The sequence below is a fragment of the Methylophaga thalassica genome, assembly GCF_030159795.1.
GTDB lineage: Bacteria > Pseudomonadota > Gammaproteobacteria > Nitrosococcales > Methylophagaceae > Methylophaga > Methylophaga thalassica.
Genome location: NZ_BSND01000003.1, coordinates 875,775 through 896,714, shown reverse-complemented (window position 1 = coordinate 896,714; position 20,940 = coordinate 875,775). Strand labels below are relative to the sequence as shown.

The window sequence follows — 20,940 nt, the reverse complement described above, 5'->3', positions numbered from 1 at the left end:
CAAACCTTGATCGTATTTTTTCAGTCACGAAAAACAGCCGGTTTCTCTCATTTTCTATTAGAATCAATAACTCACTATGTGAATAATCATTTAGGGGATAACTCAGATGAAATACGTTTATTGCCTGATAATGTTATGCCTGACCTCATCACTAGCCACAGCGGATGACCTTGAACGAAATACAATCACCAGTTGTGCTTACCAGGCTGGAACAGCCTATGAAATACAAAAAATCAGACAAACTGAGGGCGATGACTGGACCACATTTGAGAATAAAATCAAGTCGATTTATAAAGATACACAAGGACGTGATGATCTTTTAGCGATAGGAAGACGCGTCTATATCTACCCTGTTGAAACCTCTGTCGATAAAGTGCATGAGGAGCTGTTTCAGGCCTGTGTAAAACGCCAGCAAGGCACTGAACCATTAATTTAACTAATGGGGATGTTTGCGTGTAGACCAATACACCATTTTTTCTAATAATTGATCGAGCTTAATAGGCTTTGTCATGTAATCAGTCATACCTGCTCGCAAACATTTTTCATCGTCCCCTTTCATGGCATTAGCCGTTAAAGCAATGATTGGTATATCCTGACAGTGCTTACCCAACTTACCTTCTCGGATTTGTTTACTAGTGGTATAGCCGTCCATCACAGGCATTTGACAGTCCATCAAAATCAACTGTACTGGATTATAAGCGTCAAGTTGAGTGAGTAATTGACTTGCTTGAACACCATTTTCAGCTGAAGTGAATTGCACATTTAACCGAGTCAGGAAAAATTCCAGTACAGATCGGTTAGTAATGTCGTCATCTACAATCAAAACATGGGCACCATCTAGCTCAGATTCTGTGAATGATGCTTGTTGGTGAACTTCTGTTTTTGTTAATGTCGGCGCTGTCTCTTTCAGCCGTTTTAGTTTGATAGTGAAACAAAAACAAGAGCCTTTACCCGGCTCACTTTTAACAGTGATATTGCCACCCATTAATTCACACAGTTTTTTAGAGATCACCAAGCCCAGCCCAGTACCGCCAAAACTTTTTGATGAACTATTGTCAATTTGTTCAAAGGGCTCAAACAGACGATTTATCTGATTGGCATTAATACCAATACCACTATCAATCACCTGGCAGGATAGCGTCATATCATTATCAGATTGCTCAACAAGACTGGCCATGACCTGAATATGACCATGCTGGGTAAATTTATCTGCATTGCTTAATAGATTGCGTAGGATCTGTTCTAGGCGGGTAGCATCACCTTCGACCACTAAATCCTTGTTCCAGTCCAGCGACAGATGATAGTTTTTATCCGTTTTTGTGCTGCGTAAACTAAAGGTTTCAAACACATCTTCAAATAGCTTTGTCAGATTAAATATGTCATCACGAATGTGGACTTTTTTAGCTTCAAGTTTGGAAAAATCAAGAATGTCATTGATGATATTGAGCAACAAGTCGGCACTTTTGCTGGCTAATTCGATGTGCCGTTGCTGAGTTGCCGTAAGCTCACTGTGGGTTAATATATCCAGCATACCAATCACACCGGCTATGGGACTGCGTAACTCATGTGTCATATTCGCCATAAAAGCTGATTTGGCTTTGCTGGCCTGCTCTAGTCGCTGACTGGACAAACGAAGTTCAATAAGCGACTCCACCTGATAGGCAAACATCTGCAGGCGCTTTAATTCTTGTTCACTTAATGTCCTGACTTTGTGATCAATGATACATAGGGTGCCCAGCAGATATTGATGATTATTAAATCTGTATCGCAGTGGAACCCCAGCATAGAAAACAATGTGTGGTGGACCTGTGACCAGAGGATTGTCCCTGAACCGTTCATCTGCATCTGTATTTTCAACGACCAATGGGGTTTTATGATAAATGGCATGGCCACAAAAAGAGATGTCACGTCCCGTTTCGCAAACATCCAGACCTTGTATCGATTTAAACCACTGGCGGGATTCATCAATTAGAGATATCGCCACGATTGGGATGTCAAAAACATCGGCGACCAATCGAGTGAGATTATCAAAAACTGCTTCAGGTTCTGAATCCAGAAGCTCAAGAGAAAATAAAGCGTCTAAACGTTCTCGTTCATCGCCAGGTATTTTCGGTGCTTCCATTGTCTGCGCCCCCGCCAAGTTACCTCCCGCTTTGACACTAAATTACTATAGTAAAATCAATCGGGTAGAAAAACTGATATAGAGCCATCATAGCAGAATCTGTAGGCAAAAAAACCGGCTGATGTGCTGATTCACATTCTGTCATCAGCATAGGCCGTTTTTCAGTGAAGTGAATCGTTTTCTTAGTGAGACTCCGTTACTATGACGTTTGTCATCATTGGGTTGTCAACATGGATATCGTTTACATTTTATTGTTAGTTCTATTGCATGCAGGTCCAGCGGCTTATAGTGTTTTTCATATTTTGCTTTACAAACGTGACAGCCGAGCCGCACTTGGTTGGATAATGTCTTGCTTGTTTATTCCCTATGGTGGTCCCATCGCTTATTTTTTCTTTGGTGTGAACCGGGTTCGCAGCCGTGCCACCAGTATCAAGCGTCGTTTATTCAAAATTCCGTTTGAGTCAGGTTATGCCAAACGTTCAATACGACATATTAACGGCTACGGACTGGATAGCATTGGCGAAAGAATCACCGGTACGAAGCTCAGTGCCGGTAATGATGTCAGCATTTTTCATAATGGTGATAAAGCCTACCCTGTTATGATTGAGGCCATCAACTCAGCTCAACAACGTATTTTATTAACCACCTATATTCTCAAAACTGATAAAACAGGTACCGAATTTATTGACGCGCTTTCTGCTGCCGTCAAACGTGGTGTTGAAGTCAAAGTGATCATTGATGGCATTGGAGAGTGGTATTCCTGGCAAAAACCGTCAAAGCGCTTAAAAGCGTTGGGCATAGAAGTCGCGAAATTCACACCACCCCGTCTTCTGCCCCCCAATATCTATATCAATATGCGTAATCACCGCAAACTGATGATTATTGACAACACTATCGCGTTTGCCGGTGGCATGAATATTAGTGATGATCATCGTCAACTGGCGCTGCAACCCAGACGTATCACCGATATTCACTTTAGTTTTAAAGGTCCCGTTGTAAAAGATTTAATTCGTATTTTTTATGATGACTGGTTAATTGCCAGTGAAACAAAAATGGATTGTCTGTTCCCGACACCGGCTCCTCAGCCAAACAGCTACCACTGTCGCGTGATTCCGGAAGATCCTGATGAAGCGATGGATGCCTTATCGTTAACGATTCAGAGCGTAATTTCAGCGGCAAAAAACACCGTGGATATTATGACGCCCTACTTTATCCCCAGCCGCGAAATCATCGCATCATTACAATCAGCATCGATGCGTGGTGTTCGGGTTCGCATCGTGTTGCCAGCAAAAAATAATCTCATCTATATTCATTGGGCTAACCGAAATATGCTGACTGAGCTATTGTTGTGGAATGTAGAGGTCTTTTATCAACCGGCGCCGTTCTGTCATAGCAAACTGCTATGTGTCGATGATCACTATTCTCTGGTGGGCTCGGCTAATCTGGATCCTCGCAGTCTGCGGCTAAACTACGAATTAGGCATTGAGATTTTCTCGCACACCTTAAATAAAGAATTAAGCCAACACTTTGATAACATCATTGCGAAAAGTGAAGCGGTCAGTGATCAAGATCTGGCAAACCGTAGCGTGCCTGTTAGACTACGCGACTCATTTATGAGCTTGTTATCCCCTTATTTGTAAACGATAACCTAGTGCAACCGTCTGGAGAACCCAATGATTACCTCATTTATTTTAATTCAAACTGAACGTACGAAAATTACCCAAGTTGCTGAAACACTGGCGGATGTGGATGGTATCAGTGAAGTGTATTCTGTCAGCGGCAATTACGACCTGGTCGCCATTGCCCGGGTTAAGGATAATGATGAACTGGCCACCTTAGTCACCAACAAAATTGTCGATATCGAAGCGATTACGAAAACTGAGACCATGTTGGCTTTTCGCGTTTATAGCAAACATGATCTCGACTCAATGTTTTCAATCGGACTCTAGGTTACTTCGCTGACATTGAACCTGTGACGGCAGGCTCAGTGTCAGCTTTATTATTTTTCACGATCACCGTACAAGTCATACCCGCAACTAGCAGCGTCTGTTCGGGAACATCATCTAAAGCGATACGCACCGGTATACGTTGCTCCAGACGAACCCAGTTGAAAGTGGGATTCACATCCGCTACCAGATCACGACTCTCCGGATTATCACTGTCATAAATGCCTCTGGCAATACTCTCAACATGACCACTGAGTATTACCCCATTCATCAGTTCAATATCGACGGGATCATTCACTTTGAGTAAAGCCAGTTTTGTCTCTTCAAAATAGCCGTATACCCAGAAAGAATGTTTGTCGATTAATGCCATCATCGCCTGTCCTGTGTGTGCATAATCACCTACGTAGACATTTAAGTTTGTTATATAACCATCTGTTTTTGCATAAACTTTTGTTCTTTCCAAATCCAGTTTAGCCGCATTCAACTTCGCCACTGCCGAATGGTAATCGGCTAGTGCTGCCGAGGATTGGTGATCCGCATCAATCTTACTTTCACGGGAAACCGTGCGTTTATCCATGGCCTGACGGCGTTTGGCCTGGGCCTGATACATTTCCAGAAGTGTTTTTTTGTTTGCAACCACTGCTTCTGCATTTTTGACGGCTAAGGCATAACGCTCCGCATCTACTGCCATCAGCAAATCCCCTTTTTTCACTTCCTGATTATCTTTGACAGCGACTTCAGTAACGATACCTGACACGTCTGGTGCGACATTAATAATCTCGGCACGCACACGCCCGTCACGTGTCCAGGGTGAATGCATATACTTCTGCCATAAGCTGTAGGCCAGAAAACTGGCGGCCAGAAAAAAACATAAGGTGACAAGATAACTTATAAACTTCTTCATGCTATTGATAGACCATAAAAGCAGTGAAACAAAATAAACAGACAAACACACTCAGTTTAAACAGTGCCGGATGCCAGACATAACGGTAGACACCTAAACGGGCAAACAGCATATCCAATAACCACATCAGCATTAAACTCAAAACAAACAGGCCAGTGATGGCAGGAAAGATCACACCAGAGATACTCCACTCACGCATCACATCCATCATGACTTCACTCCAGCAGGTAAAGGCTCAGCAAACAGGTAGTTATCAAGCAAGACGTTTCTAATAAAGTGCAGATAGCTCAATATCTGTTTAGGAATAGATTCATCAAAATGCACAATGTCTGAGGTATATGGCTGCAACCAGGCCATCATTTTCTCCAGATGCCCTAAAGCACTTATCCTGTGATTGGCAGTAGGTCTTTCAAACACCGTTATCAACGCTTTATTTAATCCCTGTTTATACCATTTCCAATCGTCATTCAGCCCACCTGATGATGAAAGTCGTTGTTCAACATCATCGATCTCCATCAATGCATGGCCGACTATCTGCACTGAGAAGCAGGTTTTTAATAATGTTTTATATTGTTGTGGTGAGTCACCGGCAAAGCCATAGGACTGACTTAATAAGTCCCGTGTCTGGCTCTCAAATTGATGGCGACGTTGAGAACGCTGACGGTTGAATAAAGCCATTATTTGATGACGCATTTCCTTATTCAGTCGTTGCCAGACGAAACGATTATCAGCAGGAATAATAACGGTCAAAATCACAGCCACCATACTCTGAGCCAGTATCAAGGCAATATAGTTATTTAAGGTCGCCGCTGTATCGTAAACCGCTTGGTTGAGCGGAATAGCACCTAAACAAAAGAAGATAAGTAGGCCCATGCCATAACCGGTATATTTTGGTTTAGTGGAAAGATAAAGTCCCACTATCAAGGGAACAGCAAGAGCAAAACACAACAAAGCAAAACCATCCAAATGCGGTAGCAGAAGCAAATTAATAAGTGTGCCACTCAGCGCTGCCAATATGGTTCCCAGGGTGATCTGTTTGGCTGATCTGGCCGGGTTTGGTGTTGTGGTCACAATGGCAGAAATCGCAATGGCGACCATCGCGAATGTACTACCACTTGGCCAAGCAGTTTCAATCCAAAATGTGCCAAATAACAAAACGATAAGACTGGTTCTTAATCCAGTTATCAGTGCACCAACAGGGTTCATTTTGGTACTGAATGTCACACGCTGTCGTTCGTAATGATGTTGCTCAGCCGCCAGCGTGGACTGTGTTTCACAATACAATCGCATTTCATCAAACAAACGAAAAATTAACTCACAGGCCGTGTCAAAATCCCGCTGATCTGCTTCACTGATATGACCAGGAAGAAACTGTCGCTCTTCACGAATTTTCTGTCTCAGTTGTGCTTGACGGGAAAAAATTTCATTTGCCAGATCAGCAGCCTGTTGCGAGGTCAACGTGGCATGACGAACAGGCAGCAATGTCTGTTTGACCGTCTTTAAACAGCGTTCAATAGCCACCATTACCGACGTTGGTGCATCCTGTCTGATACGATTCAAAAGCATATGCAAGCCTGCATAACGGGTCGTTAACTGCATAAACTCCTGGTTTAAACGCGCCAACCTTTGTTTACGTAACTTGGTAGAATAATCTTCTATACTACTGACATACCTAAGGTTTTCCAAACCTACAGACTGCGTTGCAAACAGCATCATTTTGTTTTCATACATTGTCTGCTGCTCGGGGTTTTCCAGACTGGTAACAATAAAATCAGCAAAGTCACCAAAACGCTGGCTGACCGCTTTTTGAATTGCCTGACCCGATGTTTGTGGAAATAGGGTGGCACTGATCACCGTGGCAATGAATATACCAAGGCTAATTTCCAGTACTCGCCACACCGCTAACATAAAGGCCATATCTGGGCTTTGTATGGCCGGAATGCCAATCAATGTGGCTGTATAGCCCGCCAGCACAAAAGCATAGGAACGATAATCCCGAAATGCCATTGCCCCAGCAGCACAAAGACCAATCCACACAGCTACAGCTAACAGAAACAACACACGCTCCTGAGCGACTAATGCAACCAGAATGAGCATCACAACACAACCAATCAAGGTGCCTAGAAAGCGAAATAATCCCTTGACCAGCACCTGCCCGCTCTGTGGCTGCATGACAATAACCACGGTGATACAGGCCACGGCAGGTTGTGGTAACTCCAGTCGCATGGCAAGCCATAAAGTCAGAAATAAAGCGACCAAACCCTGAATAATAAAATTCCAGGTCAGTCCATCTTCATTTAACCACTGTTTTGCTGCCTGTTTTAGCGTCAACACGCTGCTGGAAGCCATTAAGGTTTTTCCTGATACCGAAGTGCAGCTTGTTTTGGACCATCATCCTCTGTGGTCAGCCCTCCGCCTAATGCAATAATGAGGTCAGCCCGATATTGCAGCACCTGCGCATTTATTTGTTGAGAAAAAAGCTGTTGCTGTAACCAGGCCAGTTTGGCCTCCAGTACGGGTAAATAATCCGTCAGCCCCACTTCATAGGCGTCATTTGCATGTAGATATGCCTGATGTGATGCCTTAACAGCAGAGGCCAGTGTTGCTGATTGTGTCAGCGAACTTTTCAGTGAGACGGCACTATCTGCAATTTGCTGCATCGCCTCAGTTAAGGTTTTTTTATACAAAGCCACTGTCATATCATAACTGGCCGTTGCTTCAGATAACTCACCTCTAATTCTGCCTGCATCAAAAATCGGCAGAGAGATGGCTGGTCCTGCATCGTAGGTCAGTTTGTCATGACTAAAAACACTTAATACGCTTCCGTTAACAGCCATGAAACCGATAGCAGCGGAAAGATTAATATTCGGATAAAAGGCAGTATGAGCAATATCAATATGTTTATTCGCACTGAACACTAACCAGCGGCTTGCCACCACATCCGGCCTATGCCCAAGTAATTCAGCTGGTATATGACTGGGTAAAGACACCTCTTCTGTTCTCTTTAAGTGTGGTGGTTTTAGACTGTCAGCAAACGCTGGACCTTTACCTAATAAGGCCGCAATTGCATGTTTGGCTATCACAATATGATCCTTAACTGCTTCAAGTTTTGCCTCGGCGTCAGCAAGCTGCGTTTCAGCCTGATGTACCGCAACTTCGGTATTCAAGCCCATTTTCAGCTGTGCTTTTATCACATCAAGCTTCTCTTGATAGGTGTTCACAGCCTGCTGAGCCAGTTCCAGCTCATCGTGATTCAGTGACAGTTGAATATATGAAGACATTAATGCGGATTCGATATTCAGCTTCGCTATCTGGCTTTTTGCCGTTTGCTTTTTAATCTCACTTAATGCCACTTCACTTTGCAGTGAGTTTTTATTCCAAATATCAGGATCATAGTGGAGGCTGAGTAAGCCTGTATTATTCCAACTGGTGGTACCGCCCAACTCGCCCGGACCATAGAAATAATCCGTCGGCCAACGTTTACGGTTAATTTGAGCTTCAGCATCCATTGTTGGCGATAAAGCAGCATCGGTCTGTGCCGCTAATGACGTCGCCAGCCGAATCCTTGCCTGTGCTTCCTGCACCGATGGGCTCTGGCTGACGGCAAGCTGCATTAACTGATTAAGTTGTTCATCCTGAAAACATTGCCACCACTGATCTGTCGGCCACGCCGCATCTTCTTGTATTTCTTGCACATGTTCGCTTAATTGGAAGGTGTTATCTACCGGCACGTCACTCTGCGGCACAATACCCTCAGAGCTGATGCAAGCAGACAAAAGTAGCAACATCGTGTAAGGGAAAAGAAGAAATAACGTTTTCACAATCGACTCAAAATACGCTTTAAATGACAAATGGTTGGCTATTTTATTTCTTATCAAACTACCAATAAACAGTATTTAATGTTAATAATTGTTACAAAATTCGTAACAATAGGTGATAAATGGATACCATTGAATCAATGAAAACCTTTTTACAGGTAAATGAAAGCGGCAGTTTTACTAAGGCAGCAGAAAGACTGGAAACCAGCTCAGCTAACGTGTCACGTGCCATATCTGCCTTAGAACAGCACCTTAGCACTCGTTTATTACACAGAACTACGCGTCGAATCGCATTAACTGAAGCCGGCCAACGCTACCTGCTGCGATGTGAACAGATATTAGCGAATGTGGAAGAAGCGGAAGCGGAAGCACGGGATGCTCAGATGAATCCGGTTGGACGACTTAGACTTCATGCAATGCCGGCCTTGGCAAACAAATATCTTGTTAAAGCCGTTAGCGCGTATAGAGAGCTTTATCCGGCTGTTTCCTTTGATATCACACTGGCAAACCGTATTCCTGAGTTGATTGAGGAAGGTATTGATGTCTCGATCATCATGGCGCCACAACTGCCTGACTCCAGTCTGATAGCAAAAGTGATTGGTCAGACCTACAGCATATTGTGTGCCTCCCCAGCGTATTTAGCCGAGCACGGCATGCCTACAAACCCGGCTGACTTAGAGCAACATCAGGGTATAAAAATGGCTTCTAGCGTGCTGCCATTAGATTACTGGGAACTAACCTCAGCCATTGGCGACGCCAGCGTTGATATTAAAAATTCGCCCTTTCAAGTCAATGTAGGCAGCACCGTCAAACAAGCGATTATGCATGGTATGGGAATAGGGATGATTCCTATATTCAGTGTCGTTGATGAGTTAGCATCAGGTTCATTGATACGGGTATTACCTGACTATCGAGGCACGTTATTTAATGTCTATGCTCTCTACCCATCGCGGGCTTATCTGGATGCAAAAACCAGTAGTTGGGTCGATTTTTTAAGTCTTCACTTGCCCGATGAGCTCGCCAGGGATTCTGAACGTCTGACAGAATGAAAAGACGGCTCCAGTTTGAAACCGTCCTCACTCAAATTTATGCTGCTTTCAATAAGCTCGATTTCAGTTGCTGACACCACTGATTGAGTCGACTTTCCGTCAGTTCTGGCTGACAGTCTTCATCCAAAGCTAAGCCAACAAAAAACTGCTTATCAGCCGTCAAGGCTTTTGAGGCATTAAACTCATACCCCTCCACAGGCCAGTGACCAATAACTTTAGCCCCTCTAGCCAGCACTTTATCGTGCAACATACCCATTGCGTCCTGAAACCACTCGGCGTAGGCAAATTGATCACCCATTCCGAGAAAGGCCACGGTTTTACTGGAGAAGTCGACTTCATCAATCTCGTCCCAGACATCCTGCCAGTCTGCCTGCACCTCACCATAATCCCAGGTAGGGATAGCAAAGATGATATTGTCAAAAAACTCCAGCGCAGCCAGTCCGACATCTTTTACATCAAATAGCTCAACCTGATCTTCACCCAGGATTTTGGCTATTTTTACTGCTGCGTCTGAGGTATTGCCTGTGGTTGAACCATAAATAACTGCAATCATTACTCACCTATTTGTATTTAATTAACATATGCAAATGATATTCATTATTATTTAATAATTCAACTGACAATGTCACACTGGTAAGATGAATGCCTCACAAGACCTATAATTGTGGACTTGTTTTTCCCGCATTACGTTTATCAAGCGCTTCCTGCTTTAACTCGCCTACCCACTCCATAGCAGCCTCATACGCCTCAACCCAGCCTGGCACATCAACCATCGTTGCTGTGATATTGGTAGCGGGTTGGTCATCGATTGTGCCAAATTGAAAGCTCATCCAGCTTGCACACTCATCCAGACTTTTTACTTCAGGGTTTCTGAAATCATTCACTTGATAACGGCTACCCTCTTTGTTGAATACCAGCCCCATAATGGTGTCTGCATTCAATGTTCGTGGTGGGGTGATTTGTGAACTGGATGCGCCCAAACAATTGAGTTTGCCCTGCGGAAAAATCCAGTCCAGTGGTCCGGCATTATCAAATGGCTGCCCATATTGCTCAATAAGTGATTGACGATAATCAGCGACCGTGACGGGATTAACATGATTTTCAGAGACACGATAAATGGCAACTAAACGACCTGCTTTTGGTAAGGGCGTAAATATCAACTTAAAGCTATCTGCACGACGCTGACCTTGCTCGGTTTCCTCAATATTGGCAGATAAGCTATGAATAAAACTTGGTGTTTTATATGTCTTCGCGCCATCACTGTAGGTGTAATACTGCTTTTCTTCTTCAATCGCACTGGCATTGACACCGTAATTGAGCAGAGCACTTTTTGCATCATCAAGCGTCATGCCAAGCTGTAAGCCGGCCATATCGACATCATCTGCCAATGCAGAACAGCTAAACAATATAGCTGCAAAATACGGGATGAAGGTTTTCATATTCTTTTCCTCTATGGGATCTATAAGACTGGGCTGACGATATAAAGCAATTTATTGTTAAACACAATATCCCTTGTATCATAACCCTGTTATAGGCATAAAACGTTACAGTGATGAAGCAGATTATTGTGCCTGATACAAACCTTGAAATTCAGTCATGGTGAAGACAGCCAGGATATTGTGCTCATCATCGATGATTTTCATACATTGGCCCTTCTGTACCACGTATGCTCAATAAAACAACCGTATCCTCATCGCACCACACGTTCTATGCCGCTCAGGCTAGCTAATCTTATATACAAACAATGTTGACTCTGAACGACAAAAGTATGGTTAACCGCACAATGGCTTTTAGTACAGTAGGATCGTTGGCTTTGTAAAGTCGGTACTTTTACTCATAATAAACATCAGGGCTGCCATCACAACCCTGATTTTATTTTTATCTAGTTTTTACGATGATGTACCAGCAGATATAAAGCCGGTAATACGATCAGGGTAAGTAAGGTGGATGACACAATACCGCCTATGACCACCGTTGCTAATGGTCGTTGTATCTCTGCACCGGTACCCGTATTCAGTGCCATAGGAACAAAACCAAGACTAGCGACTAAAGCAGTCATCATGACCGGACGCAATCGTAACATCGCCCCCTCCACAATCGCTTTATAGAGATCGCCGTTTTGGTGCCAATGATCACGAATAAATGACAACATCACCAAACCATTTAATACCGCAATACCGGACAGGGCAATAAAACCGACAGCCGCTGAAATCGATAGAGGCATATCCCTTAACAATAAAGCCACAATGCCACCGGTTAAGGCCAACGGTACTCCGGTGAAGATAATAGCGGCATCCTTAACAGAACCCAGCATGGTCACCAATAACAATAAAATGCCAAATAAGGTGACAGGTACTACGATAGCCAGCCGTTGACTGGCTGAGGCTAGCTGTTCAAAGGTACCACCAAACTCCAGCCAATAACCATCAGGTAATGTCAGTTGCTGCTCAAGTTTTTGCTGAGCTTCCTGCACAAAAGACCCCAGATCACGATCTCTGACATTAGCTGTGACCACAACACGACGTTTCGCATTTTCACGCGAGATTTGGCTTGGCACATCAACAAGTTTAATGGTTGCTATCTCCGATAGCGGCACATAACGACCAGAAGGCAAAGACACGGGTAACTCAGAGAGTGCCCCCATATCCTGTCGTCGTTCATCAGCTAATCGAATAACCAGTTTAAAGCGTCGATCGCCTTCATAGATTAACCCCGCATCCTGACCACCAATCGCGGTGGACAGCATAGTCTGCAAGTCATCCACACTGAGGCCATAACGCGATAGCGCCAGGCGTTTGGGTTCTACTGAGACCATGGGTAAACCACTGACTTGTTCCAGTCTGGCATCCGCTTGGCCTGGTATCTCTTTGATAATAGTTAAAATCGATTGTGCTGATTGTTTAAGCTGTTCCAGATCATCACCAAACACTTTTATGGCCACATCCGCCCTGACACCTGAGATCAACTCGTTAAAACGCATCTCAATGGGTTGGGTGAATTCATAGTTATTGCCAGGCAAGTCCTTCGCAGCTGTCTCGATTTGCTTGATAAGCGCTGACTTTGGCAATGCCGGATTAGGCCAGTCTTTTCTTGGCTTTAATATTAGAAAGGTATCAGCCACATTCGGTGGCATAGGGTCGGTCGCTACTTCAGGCGTACCGATTTTGGCGTAGACCTTATCCACCTGTGGAAACTGTTTCAGCCGATGTTCCAGTACTTCCTGCATGTCTATCGATTGCTGCAGACTGGTACCGGTGGTGCGTAAGGCATGTAAGGCAATATCGCCTTCATTGAGCTGAGGAATAAACTCTGTACCCATTTTTGATGCCAACATCAGTGAACAGGCTACCAACACAAACGCAGCAACTATCACCAACCAACGTAACTTCAGACTCCATATCAACAGCGGCCGGTAAATCGATTTGCTGGCAGAAATAATCAGACTTTCACTTTCTTTGACTTTGCCTTTCATAAACACAGCCACAGCGGCAGGCACAATGGTCAGTGACATCATCATTGCTGCCAGCAAAGCCAGCACGACTGTCGCTGCCATGGGTTCAAACATCTTGCCTTCCACCCCAGTCAAGGTGAATAAAGGGATGTAAACCAGTGTAATAATCAACATGCCAAATAAGCTGGGTCGAATTACTTCATTGCTCGCATCAAACACAACCGCCAGCCGTTCATTTAATGGTAAAACTGCATCACGACCAGACTGAGCCAGTGATAAACGCCGCACACTGTTTTCCACAATAATCACTGCACCATCGACAATCAGGCCAAAATCCAGTGCGCCCAGACTCATCAGGTTGGCAGAAATACCAGCCTGAACCATGCCAGTTATGGTTGCCAACATGGCAAGTGGAATCACGGCGGCAGTGATAAATGCAGCGCGAATGTTACCCAGTAATAAAAACAACACCACAATGACCAATAATGCGCCTTCCAATAAATTTTTCTGAACGGTGGCAATCGCTTTATCGACTAGTGTAGTTCTGTCATATACCGCTTCGGCAATAACGCCGTCAGGTAGCGTCAACTGAATCTGGTTTAACTCAGCAGCAACCCGTTTGGCGACCTCACGTGAGTTCTCCCCTATCAGCATCATCGCCGTGCCCATCACCGTTTCCTGACCATTCTGGGTAGCAGCCCCTGTTCTTAGCGTTTTACCGATAGCGACATCAGCAATATCCATAATCTTGATTGGCGTGCCTGACATCTGCTTCACCACGACCTGCTCGATATCATCGATGGTTTGTAACTGTCCTGGAGAACGCACCAGTAATTGCTGTCCATAACGCTCGATATAACCGGCACCACGATTACTATTGTTTGCTTTTAATGCCTGTTGGATGTCGCCAAAGCTGATACCAAACTCCAGCATTTTTTGTGGATCAGGTTGGATATGGTATTGCTTAGCATAGCCGCCTATCGTATTGACCTCGGTAATCCCTGGTACACGCGTTAACCGGGGCTGAATAATCCAGTCCTGTATTTCACGTAACGCCGTCATATCATAGGGTTGACCATTGGCTTGTCGGGCTTTTGGTTGAGCAGAAACGGTATAAACAAAAATCTCACCCAATCCGGAGGCAATCGGCCCCATTTCGGGCTCCAAGCCATCAGGCAGTTCACTTTTGATACTAGCCAGACGGTTATTTAGCAGATTTCGGGCGAAATATAAATCCGTCCCCTCTTTAAATACGACGGTGACCTGCGATAGACCATAACGAGAAATCGATCGTGTATACGACAACTGAGGAATACCCGCCAGCGCACGCTCAACGGGGTAGGTAATACGCTGCTCGGTTTCTAACGGCGAATACCCCTCAGCTTTGGTATTAATCTGTACCTGCACATTGGTGATATCCGGTACCGCATCAATAGGTAAATGCTGGTAACTCCAAGCACCAGCTGCCATTAGTAAGATAATTAATGACAACATAAGACCACGTCGCTCAATAGAGAAACGTAAAATTGAAGCAATCATAACGTCTCCTTGAGTTTAGTGACTGTGCTCAGCGCCGTCTTTTTCAAGATCGGCTTTTATCAGATAACTGTTTTCAGTCACTATTTCTTGACCCGCATTCAAACCTTCCAGCACTTCGGCATACTGATTGTCCTGAATCCCCAGCGCTACTGGGAGTGGTTTATAAACGTCCCCTTCTTTAATGAAAACAACGGTTTTATTTTCATATTGCTGCAAAGCGGATAGCGGTACCCTTAGATTCACTTCACGTTTATCAATGAGGACTTGAGCACCGACCAGCAAGCCCGGAAACCAGTTGTCATCAGGATTTTTGAATTTCACCCTGGCAATTCTGAATGGCTCGCCACTGGTATTGGGCAAAAGCTGGGAAATGACAGAACGGGTTTGCATATCATCACTCTGTAAAACAACCGTCTGCTTTGAGTTAATCAGACTCGCCTGAGAAGGAAACACTTTGAGCTCAGCCCATAAAGTGGACGTATCAGTAATCGTAAACAGTGTCTGCTCAGAAACGACTTCACCGGCATTGGCATGTTTTGCTATTACGCTGCCAGACAATGGTGCGGTGACATTATAGGTTTGCAAGCTGCTATTGGATTCTACACTGGCTAATACCTGACCTTTTTTCACCGTATCCCCATACTCAACATACACACGGGTAATACGACCGGCAAATCGCGCCGTCACATGGCTGGTGTGTTCAGGAGACAGGGTCACGATACCGTATAGGGTCATTGTTTTACTGATATCACCGCCACTGGCAACTGCGGTGGAGATGGAATTTAATGACGCCATGTCCTCGTCAATATGTGCAACTTCTTCCTCATGATGATTCGGATGTTCATGCTCATCATCGGCAACAACGGCCTTAACAGATAGCATGTTCACTATAAAAAATACGATTAACATTAAAAAATAAGGAAGGCTTATATCTCGCTTATTCATGATTTCTTCCCTCAAAATTTTGTCCAATTAACAACGGCTCTGCAGTCAGTTGTTCAATTTCTGCCGTGAGCAATAAAGCATCGGCTGACGTCTCTATCAGCGCACGCTTGGCATTGAGTAGCTCTTGTCTTGCGGTGAGGAAATCGAGATAGCTGTATAGGCCTCGCTGGTAAGCTGTTTTGGTCTGAGTTAAGGCATCGGTCAGTTGTGGAATGATGGATTGCTGCAAGGTCGTTGCCGCATTAATCGCCTGCTCCCGGGCCGTATATGCCTGATACAGTTGTGAATGTATGCGCAGCAGAAAGTCTTGTTGGTGATAAGTTATTTCATTTCTTGCTGCCAGAGCTGATTTCACTGCTGACTCAGCACGTTTTTCTGCAAATAACGGCATAGAAAATCCGGCTACCAAGGCAGATTCATCCATATCAGCACTGCGCCGAAGCCCAACGGACCAATCGATATCAGCCTGCTGTTGCGTTTTTGCCAGCCGGATTTCAGACTCTTTTAAGCGAGTTTCAGCAGCAAAAAATTCCAGCGAGGGATTATTTTTGACCAGCTCAAACAGAGACTCAAATGACCTGCTGCTACCGTAATCAAACAGAGAGCCGGAAACTTGATTAAAGTCTGGCTGCATCTGCCCCCATAAATTGGCTAAAGCCATTTTGTGGGCATGCATGCGTTGCTCGACGCGTCTGACATTTAACCTCGCCTGCTCAACCGCTGCCACCGCTCGGGCATAATCGGCCTTAGGCGCAATCGCTGTCCTGACACGTTTATTCACTTCGTCAGCCGTGGCTTGAGCAAGTGAGACTTCTTCTTCAGCCAGCTGTATCCGCTGTTTATCAATCAGTAACTGAATATAGTTTTTGGTGACTGTACTCAGTAAGTCAAGCGAAGCAATCTGCTGTTTAATACGACTCAATGCCAGCTTTTGATCAACGACGCTGACTCTGGCTTGTTTTTTTCCACCAAGCTCCAGTACAGAAGATAAAGACACCGTCAGTTCTGCTGATTGAGTGCCACTTAGCTGACCTGTACCAGCGACGTTTTCCAGTTCAGCCCCTACACGATAAGCTGGTGATAGCTGCGCTGTTTCACGTTCCGCCTGCAAGCCTTGTTCACGAAGTGGAAAGACGTTAAGTGACGGATTTTGATTTAAGGTTTTTTTAATTGCTTCAGCTAGTGTCAATGTAGTGTTTGTTGCAGCATGGGCCTGAAACGACACAATAAACAGACTGAAAGCACAATAGAGGCACACCCGCAGTAGAGGCGTTTGCCCATATGTATAAATGAGTTTCATGATATAGATCCTGAAATAAATACTCTTTCATCACGAATAGGTGATGAGCGAAAGTGCTAAATCAGAATCAGGCTTTTGGAGGGCGGTACATCGAGCTGATGGAACCCGATATGGGTGTATATTGGTAACGACTGAAGAAAGCGTCTTTAAATGAAGACACGGCTAAGTTCACCATATGTGGCACAGCAACAAAGTGTACACAGTGGCTATGACCACATTGATGATGGTCGGCATCGATATGCACAAAATCCGGACTATCATCGGCGATGGGATCGATAAGACTATGATTATCTTGCTCGTCGAAAATAATATGATGCACATCAGCAGCGACAATGCTGGACTGCAGCACCATCATCATAATTAAGCTGTATAAAAACATTTTGATGTTCATCATGATTGATAGGATAACGGAAAGCCGGGTTCAGATGAAACAAGTTTAATGAATTAAACGCTGAAAAATGTGATGAAGGATAAGATAATGAGATTGAACACTCTGCTTGGATTTGTTGTTTTGCTTGTGAACTGTGCTGCGTTATCCGCAGACAATTCCATCAAGATGATTCGAGATATGTCATATGGTGACTCACCAGTGCAAACCATGGATATCTATTTACCTACAGATGCTCACAATGCACCCATTTTATTTTTAATTCATGGTGGTGCCTGGCAGTTTGGCGATAAACGAGCCACTGGTTTAATTAAAACTAAGATGGATCGCTGGCTCAAACAAGGATTTATTATTGTTTCGGCTAATTATCGTTTAGTCCCTGAGGTAGACCCCGTCACACAGACCAACGATCTGGCTTTGGCATTAAAAACCATACAAAAGCAGGCCGGCGCATGGGGTGGCGATGTGGATAAATGTATCTTGCTGGGTCATTCCGCTGGCGCGCATCTGCTCGCCTTACTGACAACCAACCAAGCCTTTAGTCAACAAAATTCACTTCGTCCCTGGTTAGGTAGTTTGATTATTGATAGTCAGGTGCTGGATTTGGTCTGGCTAATGCAACATAAGCATGTTGAGTTTTACGATAAAGCGTTTGGAGAACAGGCAAGCTACTGGCAAAAGGCGTCACCGATAAATTATGTGGATGCTAATGACCTGCCCATGCTTGTTGTGTGTTCACTGCAGCGTCCCTATGCCTGTGATAATTCAGCACGCTTTGTTGATAAAGTGAATGATGCTGGCAGTAAAGCTGAATTGCTTAAGATGGATATGACCCACAATGAAACCTTAGAAGAAATTGGCAGGGACAATGCATATACCAAGAGCATCGAGAAATTTATGTCTGGACTGGATCCTGTTGTGGCTGATCATCTAAGCCGACCTAATGATAAAAAATAGTAAACACCGCCGTCAGCTTTGACCACGATGTTTACCATTGGACGTATATCTATTTACCTTTGATTTTGAGATTTAATTCACGCTCAATCTCGTCTTCATCTGCTGCAAATAAAGCGACTTTCTGAATATCTTCAATCGTCATCGGTGTTTTTGGAGTCAGTGCTATCTTGAATTCATGGCGATCATCAACAAAGTCTTCAACCGCACTGTAAAACATTTTCTCAATAGCTTGATGGCTATATTCGATGTCCTTCTTCAGCTCATCAGTCAGCTGCTCTTCAAACTGTTTTTCGCTCATATTCATCTGCTTTGCCATATTCTCTATTAGCAGATCCGTTGTTTTACCTTTATCTTTTACCACCAGTTCAAAGTGATGAATGAGGGCTCGTTGCATGCCACCGAACATCAACACAACAGGATCGAGCGGCATATTTTCTATTTCCGCCTTCACTTCCATCCCTGCCACCTTGTTCAGTTCGGATTTTAACTTGATGTCGACAAATGGCAGTGAATTACCTTTTGCTGGTGAATAGTCATATTCCAGATAAAAATCCGTCGTCGGCTTGCCATCTGTTAAGGTGTTTATGGTCTGATAGACCACCTTCTCAGCTGGTTTAACGCTATTCTCAGCTAAGAGTTTGAAATCCACTTCTGTTGCTATACCGCTTAAGGTTACTTCGAGCTGACTAGGTAATTTGGATGATTCCAGTGAGGATAATCCCACCTCACTATCGACTGTCACTGATTCAATACTCACCACATTAGCGGCATTATTGCCCGCTAAATTTTGCAGACCAGACATGTCTATCGTGACATTTTTTAATGTCACTGCATTTGAAAACAAAGAGGTTTGAAGTGCGCCATACTTCACCGGACTGGTGCCATCCATCATGGTTAGCTCGGTATCAATACGTTCTTTCACAAACTCATGTTTGGCATGATCGGCGTAAAAATAGCCGGAGACAACGGCCAGCCCAACCAGGCCGCCAATAATAAGTTGTTTTTGTTTCATTAAAATCCTTGTGTGAGGTTTAATTTGTGGCTTATGACACTAGATATTTCACTGTAGCGCTTGATAGCACAACAATAGAAATATCGGTGTGAAATCTCTGAATCGATTTGCTGCAGTAAGGGTAAAGCAGAACACGATGCGCGGTTTAGTAATTAATCCAGCGACATAGTAGTGGAACGATCATCAACATAAAACTGATATTGGTTCCGACCTGCCGCTTTTGCTGCATACATGGCCTGATCGGCTTTTTTCAATAAATCTGAAATCTCATCAGCATCATTTGGATACTGCACAATTCCGATACTTACCGACAAACGACAATCAACACCATTAATAGGATATGGCACATTAAGTTTACTGATTAATCTGTCCATGAAGCGTTTGAGATCTTTTTGTGGAAACTCACCAGACAGCAATATAATAAATTCATCACCGGCATAGCGAGCGATCAAGTCAGCATTACGACATGTTTTGGTTAAAACATCTGCAGCATGGCGCAATACCTCATCGCCAAAATCATGACCATAGTTATCATTAAAGTCTTTAAAGTTATCCAAATCAAGGAATAACAACACTAAATTATCACGGGAAATAGACTCTTTGACCATTTCCATTTCATGGCAGAGTGATTTCAAAAATAAATCTCTATTAGCTAAGCCAGTTAGATTATCGTAGTTAGCTTGTTTCCAGATAAGCTGCTGTGCTTGTATATCATGCGTAATATTTCTGGCAATGATAGAACCACCGATAACTGTGCCAGTTTGATCTTGTAAGGGTGAAACCGTCTCAGACACATTAATCACTGAACCATCTCTATTTTTCCTAGTGGTTTTGTAGTGCTCGAGACTTTCGTGATGCTTAATTTTTCTGAGAATATGATCTGCCTGTTGATCGTCATCATCAAAAAGTAGAGATATTGACTTACCGAGAATATCACTCGCGCTAAAACCAAAGATATGTTCAGCACCGTTATTCCAACTGGTAATTGTGCCGTCGAGCGAGACACTGTAAATGGCATCTTCAGATGATTCAACGATAGCTCGATATTCATGACTTAATCGAACAGCTTCAACTTGCTCGGTGATATCACGAGCAATTTTTGATGCGGCTACGATAGTACCGTGTGCATCAAACACAGGCGAAATGGTGACTGAAATATCAATCAACCGACCCGTTTTATGTTTTCTAACCGTCTGAAAATGTTCAACCACTTCACCACGTCTTAACTTTTCTAGTATCTCAGCCTCTTCACGAAGTTTATTTTCAGGAAAAATTTTGAGCATACTTTCGCCGATCATTTCATCAGCGGTATAACCAAAAATCCTCTCAGCCGCTGGATTCCAGCTCAATACAATGCCATCTAATGTTTTACAGATAATGGCATCAAAACTTGAATCAATGATGGACTGATAAATATTTTCCTTGAACAAGCTGATACTGTGATCTTGACGTTTTTGGTTCACGGGTATACATCCAATGTTATCTTTGCCCTATTCTATGACTTATTAG

18 protein-coding genes are annotated in these 20,940 nt (G+C 43.9%); 5 read left to right on the top strand and 13 right to left on the bottom strand.

Going from position 1 to position 20,940, the window contains the following annotated elements:
- The first annotated feature begins 106 nt into the window (after positions 1 to 106).
- Complete coding sequence (locus QQL60_RS04510) at positions 107 to 436, top strand: hypothetical protein (protein WP_284722549.1); 330 nt, start codon at positions 107 to 109, stop codon at positions 434 to 436.
- Here QQL60_RS04510 and QQL60_RS04505 read toward each other — a convergent pair whose 3' ends face one another.
- Positions 437 to 2,122 carry a GAF domain-containing hybrid sensor histidine kinase/response regulator gene (locus QQL60_RS04505; protein ID WP_284722548.1) on the bottom strand — a complete coding sequence of 562 codons (1,686 nt, stop codon included), beginning with the start codon at positions 2,120 to 2,122 and terminating at the stop codon, positions 437 to 439. It abuts the gene before it with no gap.
- A 230-nt stretch (positions 2,123 to 2,352) separates the two neighbouring features.
- Between QQL60_RS04505 and QQL60_RS04500 the strand changes: the two genes are divergently transcribed.
- Together QQL60_RS04500 and QQL60_RS04495 are read left to right on the top strand one after the other, a co-directional pair.
- Entirely contained in the window at positions 2,353 to 3,762 is a 1,410-nt protein-coding gene (locus QQL60_RS04500) for a phospholipase D-like domain-containing protein (protein WP_284722547.1), read from the top strand.
- Between the two features lie 33 nt (positions 3,763 to 3,795).
- Entirely contained in the window at positions 3,796 to 4,071 is a 276-nt protein-coding gene (locus tag QQL60_RS04495; protein WP_007145268.1) for an Lrp/AsnC family transcriptional regulator, read from the top strand.
- Between the two features lies 1 nt (position 4,072).
- Here QQL60_RS04495 and QQL60_RS04490 read toward each other — a convergent pair whose 3' ends face one another.
- The 4 genes from QQL60_RS04490 to QQL60_RS04475 are packed head-to-tail and all read right to left on the bottom strand — an operon-like array spanning position 4,073 to position 8,793.
- The gene (locus QQL60_RS04490; RefSeq protein ID WP_284722546.1) at positions 4,073 to 4,972 is read right to left on the bottom strand and encodes an efflux RND transporter periplasmic adaptor subunit; all 900 of its coding nucleotides are present in this window, start codon (positions 4,970 to 4,972) and stop codon (positions 4,073 to 4,075) included.
- A 1-nt stretch (position 4,973) separates the two neighbouring features.
- Positions 4,974 to 5,183: a DUF1656 domain-containing protein gene (locus QQL60_RS04485; protein WP_007145270.1), complete on the bottom strand. Its 210-nt coding sequence runs from the start codon at positions 5,181 to 5,183 to the stop codon at positions 4,974 to 4,976.
- Entirely contained in the window at positions 5,180 to 7,321 is a 2,142-nt protein-coding gene (locus QQL60_RS04480; RefSeq protein WP_284722545.1) for an FUSC family protein, read from the bottom strand. Before QQL60_RS04480 ends, QQL60_RS04485 begins: the two co-directional genes overlap by 4 nt.
- A complete protein-coding gene (locus tag QQL60_RS04475; RefSeq protein ID WP_284722544.1) occupies positions 7,321 to 8,793 on the bottom strand; it encodes an efflux transporter outer membrane subunit in 1,473 nt (490 codons plus the stop codon). The genes QQL60_RS04480 and QQL60_RS04475 overlap by 1 nt, the downstream gene beginning before the upstream one ends.
- Before the next feature lie 119 nt (positions 8,794 to 8,912).
- Here QQL60_RS04475 and QQL60_RS04470 point away from each other — a divergent pair, with 119 nt between their 5' ends.
- Positions 8,913 to 9,839: a LysR family transcriptional regulator gene (locus QQL60_RS04470; RefSeq protein WP_007145273.1), complete on the top strand. Its 927-nt coding sequence runs from the start codon at positions 8,913 to 8,915 to the stop codon at positions 9,837 to 9,839.
- Positions 9,840 to 9,876: 37 nt separating this feature from the next.
- Here the strand turns inward: QQL60_RS04470 and fldB are convergent, their stop codons facing one another.
- The 6 genes from fldB to QQL60_RS04440 all read right to left on the bottom strand — a co-directional run bounded on the left by fldB (position 9,877) and on the right by QQL60_RS04440 (position 17,453).
- Positions 9,877 to 10,392, bottom strand: a complete 516-nt coding sequence (fldB, locus tag QQL60_RS04465; RefSeq protein ID WP_284722543.1) for a flavodoxin FldB — start codon at positions 10,390 to 10,392, stop codon at positions 9,877 to 9,879.
- A 103-nt stretch (positions 10,393 to 10,495) separates the two neighbouring features.
- Entirely contained in the window at positions 10,496 to 11,278 is a 783-nt protein-coding gene (locus tag QQL60_RS04460) for a hypothetical protein (RefSeq protein ID WP_284722542.1), read from the bottom strand.
- 443 nt (positions 11,279 to 11,721) lie between these two features.
- Positions 11,722 to 14,829, bottom strand: coding sequence for an efflux RND transporter permease subunit (locus QQL60_RS04455; protein WP_284722541.1), 3,108 nt, complete (start codon positions 14,827 to 14,829; stop codon positions 11,722 to 11,724).
- Between the two features lie 15 nt (positions 14,830 to 14,844).
- Positions 14,845 to 15,774: an efflux RND transporter periplasmic adaptor subunit gene (locus tag QQL60_RS04450; RefSeq protein WP_284722540.1), complete on the bottom strand. Its 930-nt coding sequence runs from the start codon at positions 15,772 to 15,774 to the stop codon at positions 14,845 to 14,847.
- Positions 15,767 to 17,074: a TolC family protein gene (locus QQL60_RS04445; protein ID WP_284722539.1), complete on the bottom strand. Its 1,308-nt coding sequence runs from the start codon at positions 17,072 to 17,074 to the stop codon at positions 15,767 to 15,769. The genes QQL60_RS04450 and QQL60_RS04445 overlap by 8 nt, the downstream gene beginning before the upstream one ends.
- A gap of 67 nt (positions 17,075 to 17,141) precedes the next feature.
- Positions 17,142 to 17,453, bottom strand: coding sequence for a hypothetical protein (locus QQL60_RS04440; protein WP_284722538.1), 312 nt, complete (start codon positions 17,451 to 17,453; stop codon positions 17,142 to 17,144).
- A 99-nt stretch (positions 17,454 to 17,552) separates the two neighbouring features.
- On the opposite strand from QQL60_RS04440, the gene QQL60_RS04435 reads away from it, so the two are divergent.
- The gene (locus tag QQL60_RS04435; protein ID WP_284722537.1) at positions 17,553 to 18,419 is read left to right on the top strand and encodes an alpha/beta hydrolase; all 867 of its coding nucleotides are present in this window, start codon (positions 17,553 to 17,555) and stop codon (positions 18,417 to 18,419) included.
- Positions 18,420 to 18,468: 49 nt separating this feature from the next.
- On the opposite strand, the gene QQL60_RS04430 is transcribed toward QQL60_RS04435, so the two are convergent.
- Both QQL60_RS04430 and QQL60_RS04425 read right to left on the bottom strand, forming a co-directional pair.
- Complete coding sequence (locus QQL60_RS04430) at positions 18,469 to 19,431, bottom strand: hypothetical protein (protein ID WP_007145282.1); 963 nt, start codon at positions 19,429 to 19,431, stop codon at positions 18,469 to 18,471.
- A 152-nt stretch (positions 19,432 to 19,583) separates the two neighbouring features.
- A complete protein-coding gene (locus tag QQL60_RS04425) occupies positions 19,584 to 20,894 on the bottom strand; it encodes a sensor domain-containing protein (protein WP_284722536.1) in 1,311 nt (436 codons plus the stop codon).
- Between the last annotated feature and the right edge of the window lie 46 nt (positions 20,895 to 20,940).

Excerpts from the sequence above, each read along its gene's own strand:
- QQL60_RS04510 (WP_284722549.1), top strand. The coding sequence starts at position 107 with ATGAAATACGTTTATTGCCTGATAATGTTATGCCTGACCTCATCACTA.
- QQL60_RS04505 (WP_284722548.1), bottom strand. The coding sequence starts at position 2,122 with ATGGAAGCACCGAAAATACCTGGCGATGAACGAGAACGTTTAGACGCT.
- QQL60_RS04500 (WP_284722547.1), top strand. The coding sequence starts at position 2,353 with ATGGATATCGTTTACATTTTATTGTTAGTTCTATTGCATGCAGGTCCA.
- QQL60_RS04495 (WP_007145268.1), top strand. The coding sequence starts at position 3,796 with ATGATTACCTCATTTATTTTAATTCAAACTGAACGTACGAAAATTACC.
- QQL60_RS04490 (WP_284722546.1), bottom strand. The coding sequence starts at position 4,972 with ATGAAGAAGTTTATAAGTTATCTTGTCACCTTATGTTTTTTTCTGGCC.
- QQL60_RS04485 (WP_007145270.1), bottom strand. The coding sequence starts at position 5,183 with ATGATGGATGTGATGCGTGAGTGGAGTATCTCTGGTGTGATCTTTCCT.
- QQL60_RS04480 (WP_284722545.1), bottom strand. The coding sequence starts at position 7,321 with ATGGCTTCCAGCAGCGTGTTGACGCTAAAACAGGCAGCAAAACAGTGG.
- QQL60_RS04470 (WP_007145273.1), top strand. The coding sequence starts at position 8,913 with ATGGATACCATTGAATCAATGAAAACCTTTTTACAGGTAAATGAAAGC.
- fldB (WP_284722543.1), bottom strand. The coding sequence starts at position 10,392 with ATGATTGCAGTTATTTATGGTTCAACCACAGGCAATACCTCAGACGCA.
- QQL60_RS04460 (WP_284722542.1), bottom strand. The coding sequence starts at position 11,278 with ATGAAAACCTTCATCCCGTATTTTGCAGCTATATTGTTTAGCTGTTCT.
- QQL60_RS04455 (WP_284722541.1), bottom strand. The coding sequence starts at position 14,829 with ATGATTGCTTCAATTTTACGTTTCTCTATTGAGCGACGTGGTCTTATG.
- QQL60_RS04450 (WP_284722540.1), bottom strand. The coding sequence starts at position 15,774 with ATGAATAAGCGAGATATAAGCCTTCCTTATTTTTTAATGTTAATCGTA.
- QQL60_RS04445 (WP_284722539.1), bottom strand. The coding sequence starts at position 17,074 with ATGAAACTCATTTATACATATGGGCAAACGCCTCTACTGCGGGTGTGC.
- QQL60_RS04440 (WP_284722538.1), bottom strand. The coding sequence starts at position 17,453 with ATGTTTTTATACAGCTTAATTATGATGATGGTGCTGCAGTCCAGCATT.
- QQL60_RS04435 (WP_284722537.1), top strand. The coding sequence starts at position 17,553 with ATGAGATTGAACACTCTGCTTGGATTTGTTGTTTTGCTTGTGAACTGT.
- QQL60_RS04430 (WP_007145282.1), bottom strand. The coding sequence starts at position 19,431 with ATGAAACAAAAACAACTTATTATTGGCGGCCTGGTTGGGCTGGCCGTT.